General features: G+C 64.3%; 5 protein-coding genes. All 5 read left to right on the plus strand.

Annotated elements, in window-relative coordinates:
- Positions 1–668: 668 nt before the first annotated feature.
- The 5 genes from AC1MDC_RS13640 to AC1MDC_RS13660 are packed head-to-tail and all read left to right on the plus strand — an operon-like array spanning position 669 to position 23,763.
- Positions 669–9,677 carry an amino acid adenylation domain-containing protein gene (locus AC1MDC_RS13640; RefSeq protein ID WP_480393143.1) on the plus strand — a complete coding sequence of 3,003 codons (9,009 nt, stop codon included), beginning with the start codon at positions 669–671 and terminating at the stop codon, positions 9,675–9,677.
- Entirely contained in the window at positions 9,674–13,786 is a 4,113-nt protein-coding gene (locus AC1MDC_RS13645; RefSeq protein WP_480393144.1) for a non-ribosomal peptide synthetase, read from the plus strand. Before AC1MDC_RS13640 ends, AC1MDC_RS13645 begins: the two co-directional genes overlap by 4 nt.
- Positions 13,783–22,878: a hybrid non-ribosomal peptide synthetase/type I polyketide synthase gene (locus AC1MDC_RS13650; protein WP_480393145.1), complete on the plus strand. Its 9,096-nt coding sequence runs from the start codon at positions 13,783–13,785 to the stop codon at positions 22,876–22,878. Before AC1MDC_RS13645 ends, AC1MDC_RS13650 begins: the two co-directional genes overlap by 4 nt.
- Complete coding sequence (locus AC1MDC_RS13655; protein WP_480393146.1) at positions 22,875–23,564, plus strand: hypothetical protein; 690 nt, start codon at positions 22,875–22,877, stop codon at positions 23,562–23,564. Before AC1MDC_RS13650 ends, AC1MDC_RS13655 begins: the two co-directional genes overlap by 4 nt.
- The gene (locus tag AC1MDC_RS13660; protein WP_085700385.1) at positions 23,557–23,763 is read left to right on the plus strand and encodes an MbtH family protein; all 207 of its coding nucleotides are present in this window, start codon (positions 23,557–23,559) and stop codon (positions 23,761–23,763) included. The genes AC1MDC_RS13655 and AC1MDC_RS13660 overlap by 8 nt, the downstream gene beginning before the upstream one ends.
- Positions 23,764–23,773 lie beyond the last annotated feature (10 nt).

A 23,773-nucleotide genomic window follows, 5' to 3' on the forward strand; every position in this document is an offset into this window, starting at 1 on the left:
CTGGGTGATTGCAACACGTCGCGCGGTGGTTTTTTCACTGGCCGGTCAAGACTCTGCGCGGGTTTCGATGTCCGTTGCCTGGACGAAACGGTGGGGCGGTGTTCGAGCATTTTTGACATTCCTGTCTCTTTGCCACCGTCACAAGGGTGTAGGAAACAGCTGATATTTATTTCGTCGAATTCCTACATTTTGTTTGCCTCACCAGCAAAAAACGTGGTTATTATCCGCCGGCGCTTCGGGTCATAAACCCGGCGCCAGAAGATTGCCGTGCGTCTACAGACCCGGCAGTCGCAGCCGATCGGGACCACCCTGGCGCTGTCATCCCCGCGCAGGTTGTTCCTCGTCGTTGACCCTCAAATGGAAGTCGAGGTTTCAATTGGTCACGCGGTTTGCAATTGTCGATGCAATGAACGGGGCGACATCTGTCGCCAATGATTCGGCCCACTTTCCAGTTGCCTGCGCCGACCGCGCGGCGGCGTTTTTCTCCAGCCTGTCTCCCCCCGGATTTCTGCGTGTGCCCGCGTTCAACGCGAGTCTGCACGCGCGCGCCGCGCCATCCTCCTGAATTCGAATGACCGTGCCGGCACCTGATGCCGGGGCCTGACCGGCAGGGCGCGTGCTGTCCCTGCCTGATCACAAAAATAATGTAGTCACGGACGGTATCTCCGATGCTCGACAACACTTCCTTGCGTGGGACGAATCCCGCGCAGCCCGACTTTTCCTCGTTGAAACCGTTCGATGCAGACCTGTGCGTGCACGGTCTGTTTGAGGCGCAGGTGCTGCGCAACCCCGAGGCCATCGCTGCACGCTGGCAGGAGCAAGCGCTCAGTTACCGTGAACTGAACACCCGCGCCAATCGGCTGGCCCATCACTTGCGCAACCTTGGGGTCGGACCGGACGTGCGAGTCGGGCTGTGTCTGGAGCGTTCGCTGGAGATGTTGGTCGGCGTACTCGCCGTGCTCAAGGCCGGCGGCGCCTATGTGCCGCTGGACCCGGCATATCCGCAGGCGCGGCTGGCGCACATGCTGGCCGACAGCGCACCGCCGGTGGTGCTGACCCATGGCTTGGCGCGCGAGGCATTGCGGGCGGCGCTCGAACAGTCGGCGACTGCCCCCGCGATATTGGATCTGGCCGACGCCTCCGATTGGTCTTCGCTCCCGGCAGACAACCTCGATCCTCACGCTATCGGCCTGACACCCCGACACCTGGCTTACGTGATCTACACCTCCGGTTCCACCGGCACCCCGAAAGGCGTGATGGTCGAGCATCGCGGGCTGGTCGCCGTGAGCGCCGATTGGGCGCAGCTCTATGGCTTGGGCGGGCCGATCAACCACCTGCAAATGGCCGGTTTTTCCTTCGACGTGTTCAGCGCGGACCTGATCCGTTCGCTGGGTTTTGGCGGCACGCTGGTGCTCTGCCCACGGGACACTCTGATGGACCCTCCGGCCCTGTATCGCCTGATGCGCGAGGCGCAGATCGGCTTTGCCGACTTCGTGCCGGCACTGCTCAATCCGCTGCTGGCGTGGGTCGAAGAGACCGGCCATGACTTGTCGTTCCTGCGCACCGTGATCTGCGGCTCCGACATCTGGACCGCCCACAGCGCGCGGCAATTGCGCAGGCTTTGCGGTGATCGGGTGCAGATCGTCCAGGCCTATGGCGTGACCGAAGCGAGCATCGACAGCACCTGCTTTGAATTCACCGAAAACAGCCAGATCGACGCGGTGCTGCCCATCGGCCGGGCACTGCCCAACACCCGGATTTATCTGCTCGACGCTGACGGCACACCGGTTGCCGAGGGCGTTGCGGGCGAGCTGTACATCGGCGGCGTCGGCGTGGCGCGCGGTTATCTGAACCGGCCGCAACTGACTGCCGAACGCTTCATCGACAGTCCATTCGTGGCGGGCGAACGCCTTTACCGCACCGGGGATACGGCGCGGTATCGGGCCGACGGGCATCTGGAATTCCTCGGCCGCAACGATTCCCAAGCCAAGTTGCGTGGCCTGCGTCTGGAGCTGGGGGAAATCGAAACGCGACTGGCGGATATTCCGGGCGTGCGCGACAGCGTAGTGCTGCTGCGCCAGGACAGTCCCGGTGAGCCACGTCTGGTTGCCTATTACTGCGAAACGCCAGACACAGCGCTGAGCCCGCGTTCACTGCGTGAACAGCTGCACAAAAGCCTGCCGGACTACATGGTGCCGACCGCGTTCGTGCGGCTCGACAAGCTGCCGCTGACCGCCAACGGCAAGGTTGATCGGCCCGGTCTGCCGGCGCCGGACGTCGAGGCGTTTGATCAGCAGGAATACCAGACGCCCCAAGGATCGCTGGAAACTGCGCTCGCCGCGATCTGGGCCGACGTGCTCGGCGTCGAGCGGGTCGGGCGACAGGATCAGTTCTTCGCCCTCGGCGGTCACTCGCTGCTGGTGATGCGCGTGCTGGCGCAGGTTCGTCATTCGCTGGGGCTGGAAGTCGCGCCTTCGACGTTGTTTGCTGCACCGGTTCTGGCGCAGTTCGCCGAACGGCTGCAAGCCAGTCAGGCTGCGGCTCGTCCAGCCATCACAAGCCTTGAACGCGTGGGCGCGCAAACGTTGTCGTCTGCCCAGCAACGCCTGTGGTTTCTGGCACAAATGGAGGGAGGCAACGCGGCGTATCACATGCCGCTGAACCTGCGTCTGCGTGGTGCGCTGGACGTGGCGGCACTCGAACGCAGCTTCAATCAGCTGGTGGCGCGCCATGCTGCGCTGCGCACGACGTTCATCGCCGTTGAGGGGGAAGGGCGTCAACGGGTGTCGCCGCCAGCGCACCGCATCCGGCTGACGGTGACTGACGTGCAGGGCCTCGATGCGCAAGAGCGCCTGACCCGCTTGATCGACGAGGAGGGCAGTCGACCGTTCGACCTGAGCCATGGCCCGTTGATGCGGGTCAGCCTGCTGCGATTGGCGGCGGATGACCATGTGTTGCTGCTGACCCAACATCACATCATCTCGGATGGCTGGTCGATGGGCGTGCTCACCCGAGAGCTGGGGCAACTGTACGCAGCGGCGCTGCTGGATCGCGACGATCCGCTGCCGCCATTGCCGGTGCAGTACGTGGATTACGCGGTGTGGCAAAAGCAGTGGCTGTCCGGCGAGGTGCTGGAGCAGCAGAGTCGTTACTGGCGCGAAACCCTCACCGGCGCGCCGGTGCTGCTGGAACTGCCGACCGATCACAAGCGTCCGCCCGTGCAGGATTATCTCGGCGGCTTCGTTCCACTGGTCTTCGACGAAGCGTTGACCGTGCGATTGAAAGCCCTGGGCATGCAGCAAGGCACCACGCTGTTCATGAATTTGCTGGCTGGTTTTTCGCTGCTGTTGTCGCGCCTGTCGGGACAAAACGATGTGGTGATCGGCGTGCCATCGGCCAACCGTCCGCAGCAGGAGCTGGAAGGGCTGATCGGTTTCTTCGTCAACACCCTCGCGCTGCGCATGACGCGGTCAGGTACGCCGTCGGTGGCGCAATGGCTGCAACAGGCGCGGCGAGTGGCGCTGGACGCTCAGGAGCATCAGGACCTGCCGTTCGAGCAAGTGGTGGAATTGCTCAACCCGCCGCGCAGTCTGGCCCACAGTCCGCTGTTTCAGGTGCTGTTCGCCTGGGAGCAGGATCAGGATTCCGACCTGTTGCTGAGCGGGCTGGACGTTACACCGGTCCAGAGCAGCCATCACGTGGCCAAGTTCGATCTGCAACTGGCGCTCAGTGAGCGCGACGGGCAGATCGTCGGTGGTCTGGAATATGCCTCGGGCCTGTTCGAGCGCCGCACCGTCGAGCAGTTCGGCGAGTACCTGCGTCGGGTGCTGACGCAAATGGTCGAGGACAGCCAACAGTCGCTGGCGGGGATCAAGCTGCTGAGCACCGAGCAACACCAGCAAATCGTTCATGACTGGAACCGCACCGCGCGCAATACCGCGTCGTTGTCCGGTTGCGTTGAGCGCTTTGAAGCCCTGGCCCGGCAAACGCCCGACGCCGTGGCGCTGCTCGCCGACCGCGAACAACTGAGCTATGGCGAACTGAATCGCGCCGCCAATCGCCTCGCGCATTACCTGATCGAACAAGGCGTCGGCCCCGAGCATCGCGTCGGGTTGTGTCTGGAGCGCTCGCCGCACATGGTCATCGGCCTGTTGGCGATCCTCAAGGCCGGCGCGGCGTACGTGCCGTTCGACCCGGCTTACCCGAGCGAGCGTCTGGCGTTCATGTTCCGCGATGCCGCGCCGACCCTGTTGCTGACGCAATCGAGCCTGATGGCCGGGCTGCCGGCGAACGAGGCGAAAATCTGCTGCCTGGACACTGACGCCTCGCAATGGGCGCAACTCCCAACGGATGATCCGCAAGTCACGGTAAGCCCGGAACACCTCGGCTACGTGCTCTACACCTCCGGCTCCACCGGACGCCCGAAAGGCGTGGCCCACAGCCGTCGCGCGCTGGACAACCTGATTGCCTGGCAACTCGATCAGGCCACGGCACCGCAGCGTGTGCTGCAATTCGCCTCGCTGAACTTCGACGTCTCGTTCCAGGAAATCTGCAGCACGCTCTGCCAGGGAGGCAGCCTGTTGCTGATGACTGAAGCCAGCCGCAAGGACCTCGCCGCGCTGCGTCCGACGCTGGTGGCCGAAGGCGTGCAGCGCGCGTTCCTGCCGTTCGCCGTGTTGCAGCAACTCGCCGGTCTGACAGAGCCCGATGCGCCGACGCCGGCCGGCGGTTGCGAGATCATCACCGCCGGTGAAGCCCTGCAAATCAATGACGAGCTGCGCGGGTTTGTCCGTGGACTGGGCGGTGCTCGGTTGCACAACCAGTACGGGCCGACCGAAACCCATGTGGTCAGCCAGTTCAGCCTTGAGTGCAACGAGGCCGATTCCTGGCCGGACGCGCCGCCCATCGGACGGCCCATCGCCAACGCGCGGCTGTACGTGCTGGACGAGCACTTGAATCCGGTTCCGGTCGGCGTCGCGGGCGAGTTGTACATCGCCGGCGCCTGTCTGGCCCGTGGCTATCTGAACCGCCCGGACCTGACCGCCGAACGCTTTCTGCCGGACCCGTTCAGTGCCGAGCCGGGCGCGCGGATGTACCGCAGCGGCGACCTTGCGAAATTCCAGGCCGACGGCAACGTGCAATACCTGGGACGCATCGACCAACAGGTGAAACTGCGCGGCTTTCGCATCGAACTCGGTGAGATCGACAGCCTGTTGCACCAGCAGCCCGGCGTGCAGGAAGCCGCCGTGCTGCTGCGTGAAGACGTCGCCGGGGACAAGCGTCTGGTGGCTTACGTGGTCGGCACCGCAACCAGTGAATTCTTGCGTGGCGAACTGCAACGCCAGTTGCCCGAACACATGATCCCGAGCACCTGGGTGCGGCTCTCGCAACTGCCGCTGACCCGTAACGGCAAGCTCGACCGCCAAGCGCTGCCGGCGCCGGAACGCAGTGCCGGGGCGACTTACGAAGCGCCGCGCAACGACACTGAACGGCAGATGGCCGAGATCTGGGCCGAGGTGCTCAAGTGCGAGCGAGTGGGCATCCACGACAACTTCTTCGACCTCGGCGGCCACTCGCTGCTGGCGACGCGGATGATCTACGCGATCAACCAGCGGATGGGCGCGCAACTGTCCCTGAGCAGTCTGTTCCAGACGCCCGTATTGATGGATCTGGCGGCGCAGGTCTCGCGTGATGATCAGAGCATCGAGCCGGCGTTCATCCAGATCGGGCCGGATCGTGCTAATCGACATGAACCGTTCCCCCTGACCGATATCCAGCAAGCGTACTGGTTCGGTCGCGAGGCCACGGTCAGCCTTGGCGGTGTCAGCGCTCACGGCTACGAAGAGCTGCGCATTCCCGGGTTCGACGCCGAACGTTTCGAGCTGGCGCTGAACCGCATGATCCAGCGCCACGACATGCTGCGCGTGATCTTCCTCAGCGACGGTACGCAACAAGTGCTGGCGCAGGTGCCGACCTATCGCATGCCTCGCAGCGATCTGCGCGGTTTACCCGCCGATGTGGCGCAGCGCACGCTGGAAGCGACCCGCGAACGCCAGTCCCATCAGGTGCTGGATGCCAGTCGCTGGCCGCTGTTCGAGTTCAGCCTGTCGTTGCTGGATGACGGCATCACCCATTTGCACATCAGCCTCGACGCGCTGATCGTCGACGCCGCGAGCACGCAGATTCTCGCCCGCGAACTGATGGCGTTCTACGTCGATCCGGCGCTGGAACTGGCCGAACCGGGCCTGACTTTCCGCGACTACGTGCTGGCCGAACAACAGCTGCGCAACGGTCGCCGCTACGAGCAGGCGCTGGGCTACTGGCGTGAACGGGTAACCACCCTGGCCCCGGCGCCGGACCTGCCGCTGGTGCGCCAGCCCGAAAGCATCGCCAACCCGCACTTTACCCGCCGTGACCGCGACATGTCGGCGGCGCAGTGGGCGCAACTCAAAGCCGTGGCCAAACAGTTTGCGGTGACGCCGTCGGTGATGCTCCTGACTGCGTTCAGCGAAGTGCTGGCGCTGTGGAGCCGCACACCGCGCTTCACCCTGAGCCTGCCATTGTTCAACCGCATGCCGTTGCACCCGGATGTCGATGAAATCATCGGCGACTTCACTTCGCTGGTGCTGCTGGAAGTCGGTATCGACGGGGCGCTCAGTTTCACCGACAAGGCCCGCGCCGTGCAGGCGCAGCTGTGGCGCGACATCGACCATTCGGTGGTCAGCGGCGTGCGGGTGCTGCGCGAATTGTCCCAGGCACGGGGTGTGCAGCAGACGGCGATGCCGATCGTGTTCAACAGCACGCTGTCCGAGGCGGCGCCGGAACTGGCCGAATTCAACCTGGCTGACGCGTTGAATGCCAAACACATGCACAGCATCACCCAGACCCCACAGGTTTGGCTCGACCACACCTTGCTGGAGCTGGAAGGACGCCTGTTGTTCAACTGGGACAGCATCGACGAGCTGTTCCCGCAAGGCATGATCGAGCAGATGTTCGTCGCCTATAACGCGCTGCTCGACAGCCTTTGCGAGCCGACAGCCTGGGGCGCAAACACGCCTCGACTGCTGCCGCAGGCGCAGTTGCCGGCGCCGGTCGACAATCAGCAAACGCTGCCACTGATGCACGAATTGTTCGAACGTCAGGCCCTCGCCACGCCGGATGCACTGGCGGTGATCGGCGCACGGCAGCTGACCTACGCACAGTTGCGCAACGAGGCCCGGCAACTCGGCGCCCGGCTGCAAGCGCAGGGCGTGGTGCCGAACCGGCTGGTCGCGGTGGTGATGGAGCGCGGCTGGGAGCAAGTGGTTGCGACCCTGGCGATTCTGTATGCCGGCGGTGCCTACCTGCCGATCGAACCGACCCAGCCAGCGGAACGATTGCGGCATATTCTGGAGCGGGCCGAGGCGAGTCTGGCCCTGACCCAACCGGCGCTGCTCGACCAAATCGAATGGCCGGCGCAGATCACGGCCATTGCCGTGACGGATGCAGTCTCAAACGATGTGCTGGCGCTGCAACCGGTGCAGGTGAGCGAAAGCGACCTCGCCTACGTGATCTACACCTCCGGCTCCACCGGTCAGCCGAAAGGTGTGGTGATCGATCATCGCGGTGCGGTCAACACGCTGCTCGACATCAACCGGCGCTTTGCCGTCGGCCCGAACGACCGCGTATTGGCGATCTCGTCGCTGAGTTTCGATCTTTCGGTCTATGACTTCTTCGGCACGCTGGCCGTGGGTGCTGCGGTGGTCATCCTCGACCCGCAACTGACTCTCGATCCGGTGCACTGGCTGCAATTGATCAAGCGTCATCAAGTCAGCCTGTGGAACTCGGTGCCGGCGTTGCTTGGCATGCTGGTCGAGTACGCAGAGGGCGAGGGTGGTGCGTTGCCCGTCAGCCTGCGCGTGGCGATGCTGTCCGGCGACTGGATTCCATTGACCCTGCCCGAGCGGGCCTGGGCCTTGCAGCCGGACTTGCAGTTGATCAGCCTGGGCGGCGCCACCGAAGCGTCGATCTGGTCGATCTGCTATCCGGTGCAGCATGTCGACCCGGCCTGGCGCAGCATCCCCTACGGCAAGGCCCTCGATCATCAGCGCTTCTACGTGCTGGATGACTCGCTGCAAGTGCGCCCGACCTGGGTCGCCGGGCAGCTGTACATCGGTGGTAACGGTCTGGCGAAAGGTTACTGGCGCGATGAAAAACTCAGCGCGGGCAGTTTCTTCGCCCATCCACTGACTGGCGAGCGGCTGTACCGCACCGGCGACCTGGGGCGCTTGCTGCCGGACGGCAACATCGAATTCCTCGGCCGCGAAGACAACCAGGTCAAGGTGCAGGGCTATCGCATCGAACTGGGCGAGATCGAAGCCGCGCTCAATCGCCATCCCGGCGTGCAGAGCGCGGTGGTGCGGATTCTCGGCAGCACGCTGGGCGAGAAGCGCCTGGCGGGTTATGTACTCAAGGCCGATCCGGCGTTGCAGGCCAGCGATTTCAGCACGTACCTGAGCGACAAACTGCCGGCCTACATGATTCCGGCGTCGTTCACCTTTGTCGAGGCCTGGCCGTTGTCGTCCAACGGCAAGGTCGACAAGAAACGCCTGCCCGAACCTGAGCAGATCGAGCAGCAGGGGCCGGCGCTGGAAGTCGAGGGCCCGCAGGAACAGCGGCTGGTGGAAATCGTGCAGGGCGTGCTCAAGCGCGAATCCATCGCCGCCAACGCCAACCTGCTGAACCTCGGCGCAACGTCGATCGATATCGTCCGGATCAGCAACGCCTTGTCCGGTGCCTTGCAGTTCCGCCCGCATGTGGCGCAACTGCTGGCCCAGCCGACGTTGCTGCATTTGCTCGGCATGTATCGCCAGAACCGCGCGCGTCAGGAACTGCTCGGCAACGTGCAGCAGACGCCGGAGCCCGTGCAGGACATCATCGAAGATCCCCAGCAGCGTGCGCAGTTCAAGGCTGAGCAGCGCGGTCGCCGTGAGTTTGTTCGAACCCTGCCGGCGCTGGCGCTGGATCTGCCGCAAGCCCCGGCTTTCGCCCGGCGTCTGAGCGATTACCGCTCGGTGCGTCAATACGATCGGCAACCGATCGCCACCCAGGCCTTCGCGCACGTGCTGGCAGCGCTGGCCCAAGGACAACTCGACGGTGAGGTGAAATACCAGTTCCCGTCGGCGGGCGGCCTGTATCCGATTCAGGCCTACCTCTACGTCAAGGCGGATCGCGTGCTCGGTGTGCCCGGTGGTGCGTATTACTACGATCCGCGCCAGCATCGTTTGCTGGCGCTCGAGAGTGGATTGCTCGACCCGGACACCTACGACTATTTCGTCAACCGTCCGGTGTATGAGAACGCCGCGTTCTCGCTGTTCTTCATCGCCGACATGGCCGCGATCCGGCCGCTGTATGGCGAGCGCAGCCGCGACTTCTGCCACATCGAAAGCGGCGCCATGGCCCAGTTGCTGAGCATGACCGCCGTCGAACACGGTCTGGGTCTGTGCGGCATCGGCTCGGTCGAGGAGCAGCAACTAACTACGCTGTTCGACCTCGGGCCGAGTCATGAATTGATCTACTCGATGATCGGCGGGCTGCGCACGGCCGATGAACAGCACCGCGCGCCGGTCGAGGCGTTTGCCATCGAGCCTGTGACCGCCAGCCTGGACGACGAAGACATGGAGGAATTCGAAGTATGAATGCCGATCAATTGCTGGCGTTGTTCGCTCGCCATGGCGTGGCGCTTGAAGTGGACGGTGACAGGCTGCGCTGCAAGGCGCCGCGCGGGTTCCTCACCGAAGAGCTGACCCAGGCGCTCAAGCGCCACAAACAGGAACTGATCGCCTTGCTCGGCGGGCACGCTGACGCGGCGATTCCCCGTCGCACCGGCGAACACGCGTCCTGGCCGCTGTCGTTTTCGCAGCGGCAACTGTGGTTTCTCGATCAACTGGAACCTGGCAACCCGTTCTACAACGTGCCCACGGCGGTGACGCTCAAAGGCCAGTTGGACGTCGCCCGGCTGGAACGAGCGTTGAATGAACTGGTTGCCCGCCACGAAGTCCTGCGCACGACGTTTTGCAAGGTCGACGGTGAACCGCGTCAGGTGGTGCATCCGTCGATGCCGCTGTCGCTGTCGGTGACGGATCTGCGCCAGTTGCCTGGCAAAGAGCGTGAGCAGCAAGTGCGATTCGCCGTCGAACAGGACGCCCGGGCGCCGTTCGATCTGGCCACCGGACCCTTGCTGCGGGCGTCGCTACTGCGCGTGGCCGACGACGAGCATCTGTGGCTGTACAGCGTGCATCACATCATCGCCGACGGCTGGTCGATGGGCGTGATCCTGCAGGAGGTGGCCACGTTGTACGGCGATTATGTGCGGGGCGAAACCCCGTCACTTGCGCCGCTGCCGGTGCAGTACGCCGACTATGCCTGCTGGCAGCAACAACGTGTGGGCGGTGCGGTGCTGGACGCTCAGCTCGATTACTGGCGGCGCAACCTGGACGACGCGCCGCTGTTGTCGACCTTGCCCGCCGACCGGCCGCGGCCGTTGGTGCAGCGTTATGTCGGCGCCACTTTCAGCTCTTCGGTCGATGGCGGCACCTTGCGCGAACTCACGGCGCTGGCCCGGCAGACCCAGGGCACGCTGTTCAACGTGCTGCTCGGCGCTTTGGCGGTGTTGCTGTGGCGCCACAGCGGTCAGCAGGATCTGTGCATCGGCACGCCGTTCGCCAACCGCAATCGCCCGGAAGTCGAGCCGCTGATCGGTCACTTCGTCAACACGCTGGTGCTGCGTCAGCGCCTGAATCCGCAGCAGACCTTCGCCGAACTGCTGCGCGAAGTGCGTGGCCAGATGCTCGACGTCCATGCCCATCAAGACGTGCCGTTCGACCGCGTGGTCGAAGCGGTCAACCCGCAGCGCGACCCCGGTCATTCACCGTTGTTCCAGGTGATGCTGGTGCTGCAGAACACGCCGGGCAACGCGGTGTCGATGCCCGAGCTGGAACTGGCGCCGTTCGGCACCAGCAGCGCCACGGCCAAGTTCGATCTGGCATTCGAATGGGTCGAGCGGGCAGGGCGGCTGGACTTGCTGGTGGAATACAACACCGACCTCTACGACGTTGCGACCATTGAGCGCCTGAGCGGGCACTACCGTCATCTGCTCGAACAGATCGCCGCCGACGCCAAGCAACCGATCAATGCCTTGCCGTTGATGAACGAGGCGGAGCGCCAGCAAGTGCTGGTCGACTTCAACCGCGCCGCGCCACTGACGCAAGCGGCGCCCTGCGTGCATCAACTGGTCGAAGCGCAGGCCGCGAGCAACCCTCAGGCTTGCGCGGTGGTATTCGAGGGAGAAGCCCTGAGCTACGCCGAACTCAATGCCAGGGCCAACCGACTGGCGCGGCATTTGCGCACGTTGGGCGTCGGCCCGGATGTGCGCGTGGCGGTGTGCATCGAGCGTTCGCTTGAATTGCCGGTGGCGCTGCTGGCGGTGCTCAAGGCCGGTGGCGCCTACGTGCCGCTGGATCCGGATTATCCGCTGGGACGCCTGAGCCATATGCTCGGCGACAGCACCCCGGCGGTGCTGCTGACGTTCGGTTCGGCGCAGGGGATTTTGCGTCAGGCCGTGCAAGGCTCGACCTGGGAAGCGCCGATCCTCGACCTCGAACAAGATGCCGCGAGCTGGGCGTCGTTGCCGGCGGACAATCTCGACCCACGTAATGTCGGCGTCACCCCTGACCATCTCGCCTACGTGATCTACACCTCCGGCACCACCGGTTTGCCCAAGGGCGCGATGGTCGCCCACCGTGGCTTGAGCAACCTGCTGCTTTGGTGTTTGCAGGTGTGCGGCGAAGCGGGGGCGATGCTGCACAAGATCCCGTTCGGTTTCGACGCCTCGGCGTGGGAGACCTTCTGGCCGTTGGCAACTGGCGGACGGCTGGTGATCGCGCGGCCCGGCGGGCATTACGAGCCGGCGTATCTGGCGCGCGAGGTGCGCGAGCAGCAGGTCACGGCGCTGGTGTTCGTGCCGGCGATGTTGCAGCTGTTTCTGGAGGTCGACGAGGTCAGTCAGTGTGCGTCGCTGACCGATGTGTTCAGTGGCGGCGGTGAACTGCCGCCGGCTCTGGCCCGGCGCTTCCAGGAGCGTCTGCCCCATGCGCGGTTGCACAATGTCTACGGCCCGACCGAAACCACGGTGATCAACAGCATCTGGACCCTTGAGCCCGGCGCCGACGTGCCGGCCCGGCAACTGCCGATCGGTCGGCCGATTTCCAACAATCGCTTTTACGTGCTCGATGATCGCGACGAGCCGGTGCCGGTGGGCGTGACCGGGCATCTGCATATTGGCGGCGTGGGCGTGGCCCGGGGTTATCTGGGGCTGGCGCAACTGAGTGCCGAGCGCTTTATCGACAACCCGTTTGTGTCAGGTGATCGGCTCTATCGCAGCGGCGATCTGGCGCGTTATCGCCCGGACGGCCAGCTGGAGTTTCTCGGTCGCAACGATTTTCAGGTCAAGTTGCGCGGCGTGCGCCTGGAACTGGGCGAGATCGAAGCCCGGCTCGAAGCGTTTCCCGGCATTCGCAGCGCGGTGGTGTTGATGGTCGGTGAAGCGGCGCAGGACCAGCGGCTGGTGGCTTGTTGCGTGGTGGCCGAGCCCGTTGACGAAGCGGCGGTGCACGCCCATCTGGCAACAACCCTGCCCAGAGCGGTGATCCCCGGCAGCTATCTGTGGCTGGACGCGCTACCGCTGACCGCCAACGGCAAGGTTGATCGCCCTGCGCTGACAGCGTTGGCGGATGAAGAAATGGTCAACCGTCAGGTCAACCTGAGCAGCCCGCGCGACCACATCGAGCTGGCGCTGTACCAGATCTGGAAAAGCCTGTTGCTGGCGCCGCAGATCGGCATTCGCGACAACTTCTTCAATGTCGGCGGCACCTCGATCGCCGCGATCAAAATGGCCCATGAAATCAGCCGGCAGTTCGCGGTCGAAGTGCCGGTGCGCGTGGTGCTCAGCTACCCGACCATCGAGGCGCTGGGTGGCTGGTTGCGGGTTGGCGCCAATCCGGCGCTGGCCCAGAGCAACCTGATCGAATTCCGGCGCGGCAGCGGCCAGCACAACGTGGTGTGCATTCACCCGGCGGGCGGTACGGCGTTCTGTTATCTGTCGCTGGCCAAGGTGCTGCCGGATGAAACCGGCGTGTACGGGGTGCAATCGCCGGGGCTGAATCCGGGGGAGAGTACCGAACCGACGGTCGAGGCGATGGCCGAGGCCTACTTGCGCCAGATCGAACCGCTGACGCAGCAACCGCTGATCCTCACCGGGCTGTCGTTCGGCGGTCTGGTGGCCTATGAAATGGCGCGGCGGTTGACGGCGGCGGGGCATCGGCAGGTGACCGTGGTGCTGCTCGACACCCAGGGCAGCGACGACCCTGGTTTCCGCGAACAGATCGGCACCGTGGACATGGCCGAGTTCCGCGACAAACTGGTGCGCTTCAACGGCATGTACCCCGGCATCGAAGACGCCCAGGTCGAACGCTACTTCAACATCTACAACCACAACCGTTTGGCCATGGCCGCCTATGAGTGCGCGCCGCGCGCCGGTCGCGTGGTGCTGATTCAGGCGCGGGAAGATTTCAGCCGCCATCAGTTGCACGAACTGCGCGGGTTCTGGCGCCGCCGCTCGGGCAGCGGCTATCTGGCGAAGCTGGTCAGCGGCGGGCACTGGGACATGCTCGAAAGCGCGGAAATCCACCGGGTCTCGCAAATCATCCGTCGGGAGCTGCAACGCTTCGACGCGCAGGAGACGAAATGATGAGTGCGCCCAAAGACATGCCGTTGCTCGCGCGTTTTGCCGAGCACGTGCGAAATAATCCGCAAGCCCCGGCAGTGATCGACCAGTCGCTCACGCTGACCTATGCCGAACTGGCCAGCGCCAGCGAACGCATTGCCCGAGGATTGCTGGCACGGGGTGTCGAACCCGGCCAGTCGCTAGCGTTGTGCATGCCGCGCTGCTGGCAGTGGCTGGCGGCAATTCTCGGCGCGTTGAAAGTCGGCGCGGTGGTGGTGCCGCTGGATCGGGCGAGCCCGCGCAAACGTCGGGAGTTGATGCTGGCGGATGCGGCGTGTGTCGGCCTGATTACCCTGGAAGAAGAACCGCTTTGGTCGCCTTCTTTGTGGCAAACCGGCATCGAGACCTTGCTCGATCAACCTGACGCTCCGCCGCAAACACTGGCCGAAGACTTTGCCGAGGTGGTGTTCCTGTTCTACACCTCGGGCACCACCGGCACGCCGAAAGCGGTCGAGGTGGGCGAGCGCGGTCTGCTGCGGCTGGCGCACACCGACGGCTATATCGAGATTTACCCGACGGACCGGTTTGCCTGCCTGTCCAACCCGGCATTCGATGCGTGCAGTTTCGAACTGTGGGCGCCGCTGCTCAACGGTGGTTGCTGCGTGATGATCGCCGACGAGGACGTGCTGGACGGGCGTCGACTGGCCGAGGTGCTGGAGCGCACGCAAGTCGACAACCTGTTCATGACGGTGTCGCTGTTCAACACGTTGATTGCCGAGTGGCCGTCATGCTTTTCCAGTGTGCGTCAGGTGCTGATCGGCGGTGAGCAGATCAGCGCCGCTGCTGTTCGTGGTTGGTATCGGGCCAACCCCGAGAGCCGCTGCCGGATTTTCAATGTCTATGGCCCCACCGAGTGCACCACGTTTGCCTTGTGCTGGCCGATCAGCCGCGACTTTGCCGGTGATTCGGCGCCCATTGGCCGACCGTTGCCGGACACCGGTGTGTGGGTGCTGGATGAGCAACAACGGCCGGTGCCGGCGGGCGAGGTGGGCGAGCTGTATTTGAGTGGCAGCGGCGTCGCCCGAGGCTATCGCAACCGGCCCGAAGAAACGGCTCGCCAGTTCGTCCGTTTGCCCGACCTCGACGGGGGGGCGCAGGTGCATTACCGCACCGGCGATCTGGTGCGGTGCAATGCCGAAGGCTTGATCGAGTACCTGGGGCGGGTCGACCGACAGGTGAAGATTCGTGGTTTCCGGATCGAGCCGGGGGAGGTGGAGCAACGCATGCTGGAGTACCCGGGCGTGGCGCAGGCGTACGTCTGCACGCGGCGGCTGGCGGCTGAAGATCATCAGCTGCTGGCGTTTGTCGTGCCGCGCGGGGATCTGGACTATCACGCGTTCGAAACTTACCTGCGGGCGCAACTGGCGCCGTATATGCGGCCGCATCAGTTGTTCCTGCTGGAGCGCCTGCCGCTGACGGCCAATGGCAAGATCGACCGCGACGGCTTGCTGGCCCAAGGGTTGAGTCCTTGGCATCCAGTCTTGACGGCAACGGATAACGAAAGCGCTTCACCGGCGCTGGACTGGTTGCTGAGTCAGGCCCGTTCGCTTCTCGGCCAACCCGCTCTGAGTGCGCAGGACGACTGGCTGGCCAGCGGCGGCGATTCGCTCAAGGCGATGCGCCTGCGTTCGGCAATCCGTGTTCGTTGGCAGCGCGAGATCGCTATCGACACGTTGCTCAACGAGCCTTTCTCGTCATTGGCCGAACGACTGACCGGTCAAACCACCTGCGATTCGATCTACCCGCCGGCGCCTCCGATCAGTAGCGCCAAACGCCTGCCGGCCACCGCCGAACAGCGCCGCTTGTGGCTGTTGCAACAACGCTCGCCGACCTCGACCGCCTACAGCGTGCCGCTGATTCTGCATCTGGCGGCGGGCGTTGATGTCACGGCACTGGCCGAGGCCGTGGGGCGACTGGTGCTGCGCCATCCGGGATTGCGCACGGCTTTTGCGCCCGGTGCCGATGGACTCGATCAGGTCATCGCCGAGCAGGGGGCGACCTGTCGCACCTTCGCGGTCGGGCATTTCACCGAGGACAACTGGCAGGCCTTCGCTGAATGGGTGTTCGCCGCGCCATTCGAGCTGACCACCCCGAACCTGTTTCAGTCCTGGTTGTTGCCGTTCGCCGATGGCAGCTGTCGGCTGTTGCTGAACCTGCACCACATCATCGTCGATGGCTGGTCGGTGAACCTGTTGTTCGACGACCTGGTGCAGCTCTATGCCGATATCCTGCAAGGCCACGACAGCCCGACGCCAGTTGCCCGATTGACGACGCTGGAGTTTGGTCAGTGGCAACGCCAGTGGAGCGTCGACCCGCATTATCGTGACCAGCGCCGCGCACTCGCCGAGTTGCATCGCCGTCAGGAAGAACCGTCGCCGGCCCTGATGCCAATGCGCGAAATCAGCCCGAATGCCCGGTTGCACCGGGAACCCTTGGGCGCCATCCGAAGCGCAGCCCTCGAACGCTTTTGCACCCAACAACGACTGACCCGTTTCGAAGTGCTGTTCAGTGTCTTCGCCTGGAGCCTGTACGCCCTGACCGGGTGCGAGCGACCACGGATCGCCAGCCCGGTGTCCAACCGACCGCTGGTGGAGTTCGAAGATACCGTCGGCATGTTTGCCAACACCGTGTTGATTCCCACCACCGTTGAACACGGATTCACGCTGAACGAGCAGTTGCGCAAACAGACCGCCACCGTGCGCGAAGTGCTGGCGTTGCAGGACGTGGCGCTGGCGGATCTGGTGGAAGACCTGCGGCTGTCGTCGAACCCTTCTTTGTTCGATTTCATGTTCGTGCTGGAAAACACCGATTACGCCGCGTTGGCTGACTCGAACCTGCGCGCCACGCTGGAATTCAACGAGCAGTTGCACGCCAAGTGCCCGCTGACCTTGTTGATGGTCGGCAGCGGGTCGCAACTGCAATGCTGGTGGGAATATCAGTGCGGCTACTTCGATGCCGAACAGATGCGGGCTGTGAGTGCGCTGTTCCGTCGAGGGCTGGATCTGTTGCTGGAAAGCCCGGCGGCCAGGCTCGATGATTTGCTCGGTCCGTATCGACGCAGCCTGCCACCGGCCAGCGAAGGTCCGAAGATTGCACTGCCGTTCAACACACTGGCGGACGGGTTCGAGCATCAAGTGCATTGCACGCCGCAGGCGGTCGCGCTGGTTCAAGGCCCGCAGCACCTCAGCTACAGCGAATTGAATACGCTGGCCGATGCTCTGGCAGCAACGCTGGTCGAGCGTCATCCATTGCCGACCGGGAATGCGCCGCTGCACGTCGTGCTGTTCCTCGATGCCTCGGTGGAGCACATCGTCGCCTTGCTGGCGCTGGCCAAACTCAACCTGACCGCCGTGCCGCTGGACCCTGCCTATCCGGTGGCGATCCAGCGGCAGGTGCTGGAGCAGGCGCAGCCGCATTGTGTGCTGTTCAGCGACACGACGGCGGCCGCGCTGGATGACCTGAACGCCGGACGATTTGTCACGCATCGGGTCGATCTGAACGCCAATGCCGGATCGTTCGAGCGTCCGCGCCACGCCGGTGAACGGCCGCTGTACACGCTGTTCACCTCCGGATCGACCGGCACGCCCAAAGGTGTGCAGGTGTCGGAGCGCACTCTGTGCAACCTGCTGCAATGGCAGCGCAGCGAAGGGCAGTTGTCGGCGAAAGCGGTAACCCTGCAGTTCTCGATGCTGTCGTTCGATGTGTCGTTTCAGGAGATTTTCAGCACCCTGTGCGGTGGCGGTTGTTATCACCTGATCACACCGCGCTGGCGTCAGGATGCCGAGGCGTTGCTGGATTACATGGTCGAGGCGCGGATCGAGCGTCTGTTCCTGCCGTACGTGGCCCTGCAGCATCTGGCGCAAACCGCGGTGGCCCGTGGCATTTATCCGTCGGCGTTGCGTGAGGTGATCACGGCCGGCGAGCAATTGCTCTGCACGGAGGCTTTGCGCAACTGGTTTGGCGGCATGCCGCAGGCCTCGCTGTTCAACCACTACGGTCCGACCGAAACCCACGTGGTCAGCGCCTGGCGCCTGCCGCCCGTAGCGCGGGACTGGCCGTTGCGCGCGCCGATCGGCCATGCCGTCGGTAATGCGCGGCTGTTGCTGGTCGATGAGCATGACCGTCCGGTCCCGATGGGCAGTCGCGGCTATCTGCTGGTGGCCGGGCCGATGGTTGCCCGCTGCTATCTGGCAGATCCTGCGCTGAACGCTGCGCGGTTTGTCGAACTGGCGGACGGCCGTTTGTACTACCGCACCGGCGATCTGGCGTGGGCCGATGCCCAAGACTGCCTGCATTACCTGGGACGTGACGATCAGCAGATCAAACTCAGCGGCCATCGTCTGGAACTGGGGCAGATCGAGGCGGCGCTGATGCAGGTGCCGGAAGTGGTCAACGCGGTGGTGGCGGTGCAGGCCGATCCGCCGAGGCTGATCGCCTGGCTGCAACTCGATGGCGAACCTGCAACCTCACAATTGCTGGATCGTCAGGTCGCGCGTCTGCTGCCGGCCCATGTGCGGATCGATGAATACCGACGGATCGACCTCTGGCCACGCACCCCCAGCGGCAAGATCGACCGCAAGGCCTTGGCGAATGTTGGCGAGGCGCTGGAGCGGCGCAGCACGCCACAACCGGTTGTTCAATTGACCGCGCTGGAACGACAACTGATCGAGTTGTTCCAGGCTGTGATCGGCCGTGACATCGAGCCGGAGCAGACCTTCTTCGAGGCCGGCGCCACCAGTCTCGGTCTGATGCGTTTGCATGGGCGTTACGCCGCAGAGTTGCCGCACAAGGTGACGATGGCCGATCTGTTCGAACACGTCACGGTGCGGCGTCTGGCGGCGCATCTGTCGACCGCACCGGTGGAGGTGGCGGAGCGTGTAAGGCTTTCCGATGCAGGCCATCAGCCGATGGCGATCATCGGCATGTCGGTGAATGTGGCCGGGGCGCAGAACCTGTCCGAGTTCTGGGCGATGGTGCAAGGCAATGAGTTGGGCATCGAGCACTTTGCTGCCGAAGAAGGCTTGATCGGCGCCCGCAGTCAGCTGGCCGGCATGCTCGATTTCGATCCCGAGTACTTCGGCATCAGCCGCCAGGAAGCGCGCCTGATGGACCCGCAACAGCGGCATCTGCTGATGGCGTGCGTGCAGGCCCTGCAACACGCGGCCATCGTCCCGTCGGCCGATGGCCCGCGCATCGGCCTGATCGCCAGTTGCGGTGAAACCACCTACTTCCAGCAGATGCTGCGCGAAACCGCCGAAGACGATCTGCCGGACGGTTTTCAGCTGGCGCTGCATCACGACAAGGACTTTCTGGCGACCAAAGCCGCGTATCACCTGGACCTCAATGGCCCGGCCCTGAGCGTGCAGGCCGCTTGCGGCAGTTCGCTGATCGCCGTGCACCTGGCCAGTTCGATGCTGCGTCAGGGCGACAGTGACGTGATGCTCGCGGCCGGGGTGCTGATCGACCCGACCCTGACCGAGGGCTACCGGCATCGCTCGCAGCACATCTTTTCCGCCGATGGTCTGTGCCGTCCGTTCAGCGACGACGCCAGCGGCACCCTTGGCGCCAGTGGTTACGGGGTGGTGGTACTCAAACCGCTGGCCAGGGCGCGAGCCGATGGCGACCGGATCTACGCGCTGCTCGAAGGCTCGGCGTTGAACAACGATGGCCGGGCCAAGATGAGTTACACCGCACCGTCGGTGGCCGGGCAGAGTGCGGTTATCCGCGATGCCTTGAACCGCGCCGGGTTGAGCGGTGCCGACATCGGCTACATCGAAGCCCACGGCACCGGCACCTTGCTGGGAGATCCGATCGAAGTCGCGGCGCTGACCAAGGCTTTCGGCGATGCGCCGGCCGGCAGTTGCGCGTTGGCCTCGGTGAAGAGCCAGATCGGTCATCTGGGCGCGGCGGCGGGGGTGGTCGGGCTGATTCGTGCCAGTCTGTCGGTGTTCCATGGCGTGCTGCCGCCGAACCTCGGTTTTGGCCGGATCAACCCGCAGATCGATCTGGAGCATTCGCCGTTCTATGTGCCGACCACGTCCCGGCCATGGCCGCAAGGGCGGCGTCGGCTGGCCGGTGTCAGCAGTTTCGGGATTGGCGGGACCAATGTGCATGTCATCGTCGGCGCTGCGCCCAAGGCGCAGGAAGAGGGCGAGGAAACACTGCCGCTGCTGATGATATCGGCCCATGGCCGAACGGAACTGCTGCGCGATATCGCGGCGATTCACGAATATCTGCAAACGAACCCGGGCCAGCACACCGCGTTGTTGCGGCACTTGCAGTCAGGTCGTCGGCAACTGCGTTGGCGCTTCGCGATGGTCTGCCGGGCAGGTGATGAGATTCCGTTGCAGCCAACTTCGATCAAGGAAATCACCGATTCGGGCGCGCAGTTGGTCGCCCGTGATCAAGCGCCGCAGGAACTGCTCGACGCCTGGTACGAAGGTGCGAATATTCAGTGGCCGCAGCGCTCGGCACCGCCACCCTGGGACTTGCCGCCGTCGTCGTTCGATCTTCAGCCGTATCGCTTCCAGACGCCTGTAGCTGCTCAACCTGATGCACCAGCCCTGGAGCGACAATCGCTGGCGGACTGGTTCCACCTACGTCAGTGGGTGCGCACCCGGCGTCTGAGCGGGATAACTACGGCCGGATCCCGTGAGGTGCTGATCCTGTGCAGCCACGAAGCGCCCGAATCGACCTTGCTCGCGAGCCTGAGCGCCGTGTACCGACGCGTGATTCAGGTCCGCGCGGGCAACGGCTTCAAACGCTTGAGTCCGGACCGTTTCGAGTTGGATCCTCTGGACACTGATGCCCTGAACCGGTTGCTCGCCGAAGTTGCTGACCCTGATCTCGGCGAACTCGACTGGCTGCATGCCTTGCCGCTGGCGGTGTCGGGCGCGGTCAACGAGCAATCGCTGGATCTGGCGCAGTGGGCCTGCCTGGATACGGTCAGTGCGCTGATGCAGGCCTGGGGGCAGACCGCGCGCACGACCCGTCTGCGCTTGTGGTTGATGTCATGGCAGGCCTGCCCGGTGGACGGCGAAGTGCAACGTCCCGAGTTGGCAGCACTGGCCGGCATCACCGAAGTGGTGCCGCAGGAATACCCGGTGCGTTGCCACTGGCTGGACTGGCCGTCGTCGCGCCTCGAAACCCAAGGCGCAGTGCTGGCGGCATTGCTGGCCGATCCTTCATCGTTGCCTCGGCGAATGGCGGTGCGCGACGGTTACCTCTGGCTGCCACGCCTGATACCTCAGCCATTGATTGGCCCGGCAACCACGCCGCTTTTACCGGAAGATGGAACGTTCCTTGTGCTGGGCGGGACCGGTGGCATCGGTCGGACCTTGTGTGAACACCTGCTCCAGGCACCCGCGCGCCGTGTGGTGCTGATCTCGCGCCAAGGGCAATTGCCTGAGTCACTGGCGACTTACAACTCGCGGATCGATTGCATCAAAGCGGATATCGCCGACCTGGCGCACTGGCCGCAGGTCCTCGATCAAATGGCGGTTCGTTACGGTCGTCTGAGCGGGGTGATCCATGCGGCGGGTGTGGGGGCGGGCAGTCTGATCCGTCATCGCGATGCCGGGCAAATGGCCGAGGCGATGGCCGCCAAGACCCGCGGCATGCTGGCGGTCGAGGCTTTGATCGAGCACTTGAAACCGGGTTTTGTTCTGTACTGCTCGTCAATGTCGGCACTGTTCGGCGGCGCGGGGCATCTGGACTACGCAGCGGCCAGCGGGGTGCTCGACGGCTTTACCCACTATCGCCCGAATCCGGCCGACGCTTGCCTGCGCCTGGGGATCAACTGGGACATCTGGCGCGACATCGGCATGGCCACCACCAGCAACGGCGGAGACGCCGCACATCTGGAGCATCTGACGGTCGGTCTCTCGGCGCAAGAGGGCTGCCGGGTGTTCGATCTGGCGATGGCGACGCAGTTGCCGCAACTGCTGATCTCCACCACCGGCATCGACACGGCGCGGCGGTTTTATCCGGTTCGCCATGGCGCCGTGGCCGCAGTGGTCGAGGCGCCGAAGGGCGTGGATCTGTCGGCGCGCTTGCGTGAGTGTCTGTGCAAGTGGCTCGGCGTGTCCGAGCTGGAAGATGAAGATTCGCTGTACGACCTGGGCGCAGATTCGTTGACGCTGCTCGATCTGATCGACGAACTGCAGGCAGCCACCGGCGAGGTGTTCCAGTTGTCGCAATTCAGCCACAAGGTCAGCCTGAACGAGGTGCTGGGGCTGGTGTCGACCGCCACGGGTGAAGAGGCCGCGGCCGTGACACTGCACGGCTGGCACGACGCGGTGCGGATCGATCAGTGGCATGCCGGTGCCGGCCGCGATTGGCTGTACCTGATCCACCCGGTGGGTGGTGATGTTCAGTCTTATCGGGAACTGGTCTCGGCGCTGCCGGCGGAACTGGGCGTGTGCGTGATCGCCGACCCGGCGCTGCGCCTGCCGCAGTTGCCGAACATCAGCGTGGAGGAACGTGGACTCTGGTATCTGGAGGCGATCAAGGCCCATCTTCCGCACGGCAGCACTTGGCGTCTGGCCGGCTGGTCGTTCGGTGCATGGGTGGCGCAGGCGCTGTGTCATCAGGCTCAGGCTGAGGGCTTCAGGCAGCCGTTGTTGTACCTGATCGACCCGCCCGCGCCGGATGCCGGTGCGGAGCTGGCCGGCATCGATGAACAGACCATCGAGCAAGTGTTCCAGCGCGAGTTCGCCCAGCGCTGGCCGGCGGTCGAAGGGCAGGGCTTGGCCGAGGAACGTCAGGCGTATCTGCAACGGTTGACGGTGTGCTGCCGCAACAACATGACCAGCATGATCGACTTCCAGCCGCCGGCGCTGGCAACAACAGCAGTGCGACTGTTCATCGCCGGACACGCCAATCCTTACGGGCTGGGCAATGCCTGGAATCCGGATGACCTGCAACGCAGCTGGCAGGCCTTGCTGCCGCAGTTGCGCAGCAGGCAAACCCTGGACACCGATCACTACGGCATCGTGGCGGGCCGCTGGGCGCGGTTGTTGGCCGAAGTTATCGGTACGGATGAGCCAGCGCCATGAACGAACCGACCTTGATGCCGCAATGGTGGCTGGCCCTGACCAAGGTGCTGTGTGAAGTCGAACCGGACGAGGCCTTGCGTCTGCGCTTGAGCCGAGTCCGGGGACAGGTGCCGTTTCAGCTGTTTCATCTCTGGCAGGCTGACGTTGTCATGCCGATGCTCGGCGACGCCTTGCCGGAACATCAGCAGGCGCTGCTCGCGTTGCAAAGCCTGCACCAGCGAGCGGCGCTCGGCGTGATCGGGCGTCAGGGCGAATGGCGGGCAACGCTCAAACCGGTGTTGCTGGCGCTGTATCGCAAGGCCTATGCCTACGACGCGGCTTACGCCAAGGCCCACGCCAGTGCGCTGAGCTACGGCCTCGCGCCGGCTAACACCGCCATGATTGCCGAGCACTTCGGCGATGCCGAGGCGTTCGCCGAGTACTACGCGCAACTGAATACCGAGGCCGCTGCCACGGCGTTTGCCCAGGCCCATGCCAGCGCCAACGCCGAGGTCTCGGCCCGGGCTTTTGCGGCCGACGACGCAGCAACCTGCGCGCAGGTCTGTGGGTCGACCGTGCGGGTCTACGTCGGGGCATGCGCTTCGAGCGACGAACAGCGGCATGCCGCACTCAACCATCTCGTCGCCGGGCTCGAGCGAAGCCTGGCCACGCTGCAGTCCCGTTCAACAGGAGAACGACATGAATGACGCACAACTGCAATTCGATGTGGTGATCAACGCTCAGGGCCAGTATTCCCTGTGGCCGGCGGGCAAGCCGATGGCCAGCGGCTGGAGCGAGGCGGGGATGCGCGGTGAGCGCCAGGACTGCCTGGATTACATCAATGAACACTGGATCGACATGCGCCCGCGCTCGCTGCGCGAGCAGTCATCGCTGTCGTTCCAATAAAAAGGTGAGG

It is taken from the genome of Pseudomonas sp. 1, from assembly GCF_056626735.1.

Excerpts from the sequence above, each read along its gene's own strand:
- AC1MDC_RS13640 (WP_480393143.1), top strand. The coding sequence starts at position 669 with ATGCTCGACAACACTTCCTTGCGTGGGACGAATCCCGCGCAGCCCGAC.
- AC1MDC_RS13645 (WP_480393144.1), top strand. The coding sequence starts at position 9,674 with ATGAATGCCGATCAATTGCTGGCGTTGTTCGCTCGCCATGGCGTGGCG.
- AC1MDC_RS13650 (WP_480393145.1), top strand. The coding sequence starts at position 13,783 with ATGATGAGTGCGCCCAAAGACATGCCGTTGCTCGCGCGTTTTGCCGAG.
- AC1MDC_RS13655 (WP_480393146.1), top strand. The coding sequence starts at position 22,875 with ATGAACGAACCGACCTTGATGCCGCAATGGTGGCTGGCCCTGACCAAG.
- AC1MDC_RS13660 (WP_085700385.1), top strand. The coding sequence starts at position 23,557 with ATGAATGACGCACAACTGCAATTCGATGTGGTGATCAACGCTCAGGGC.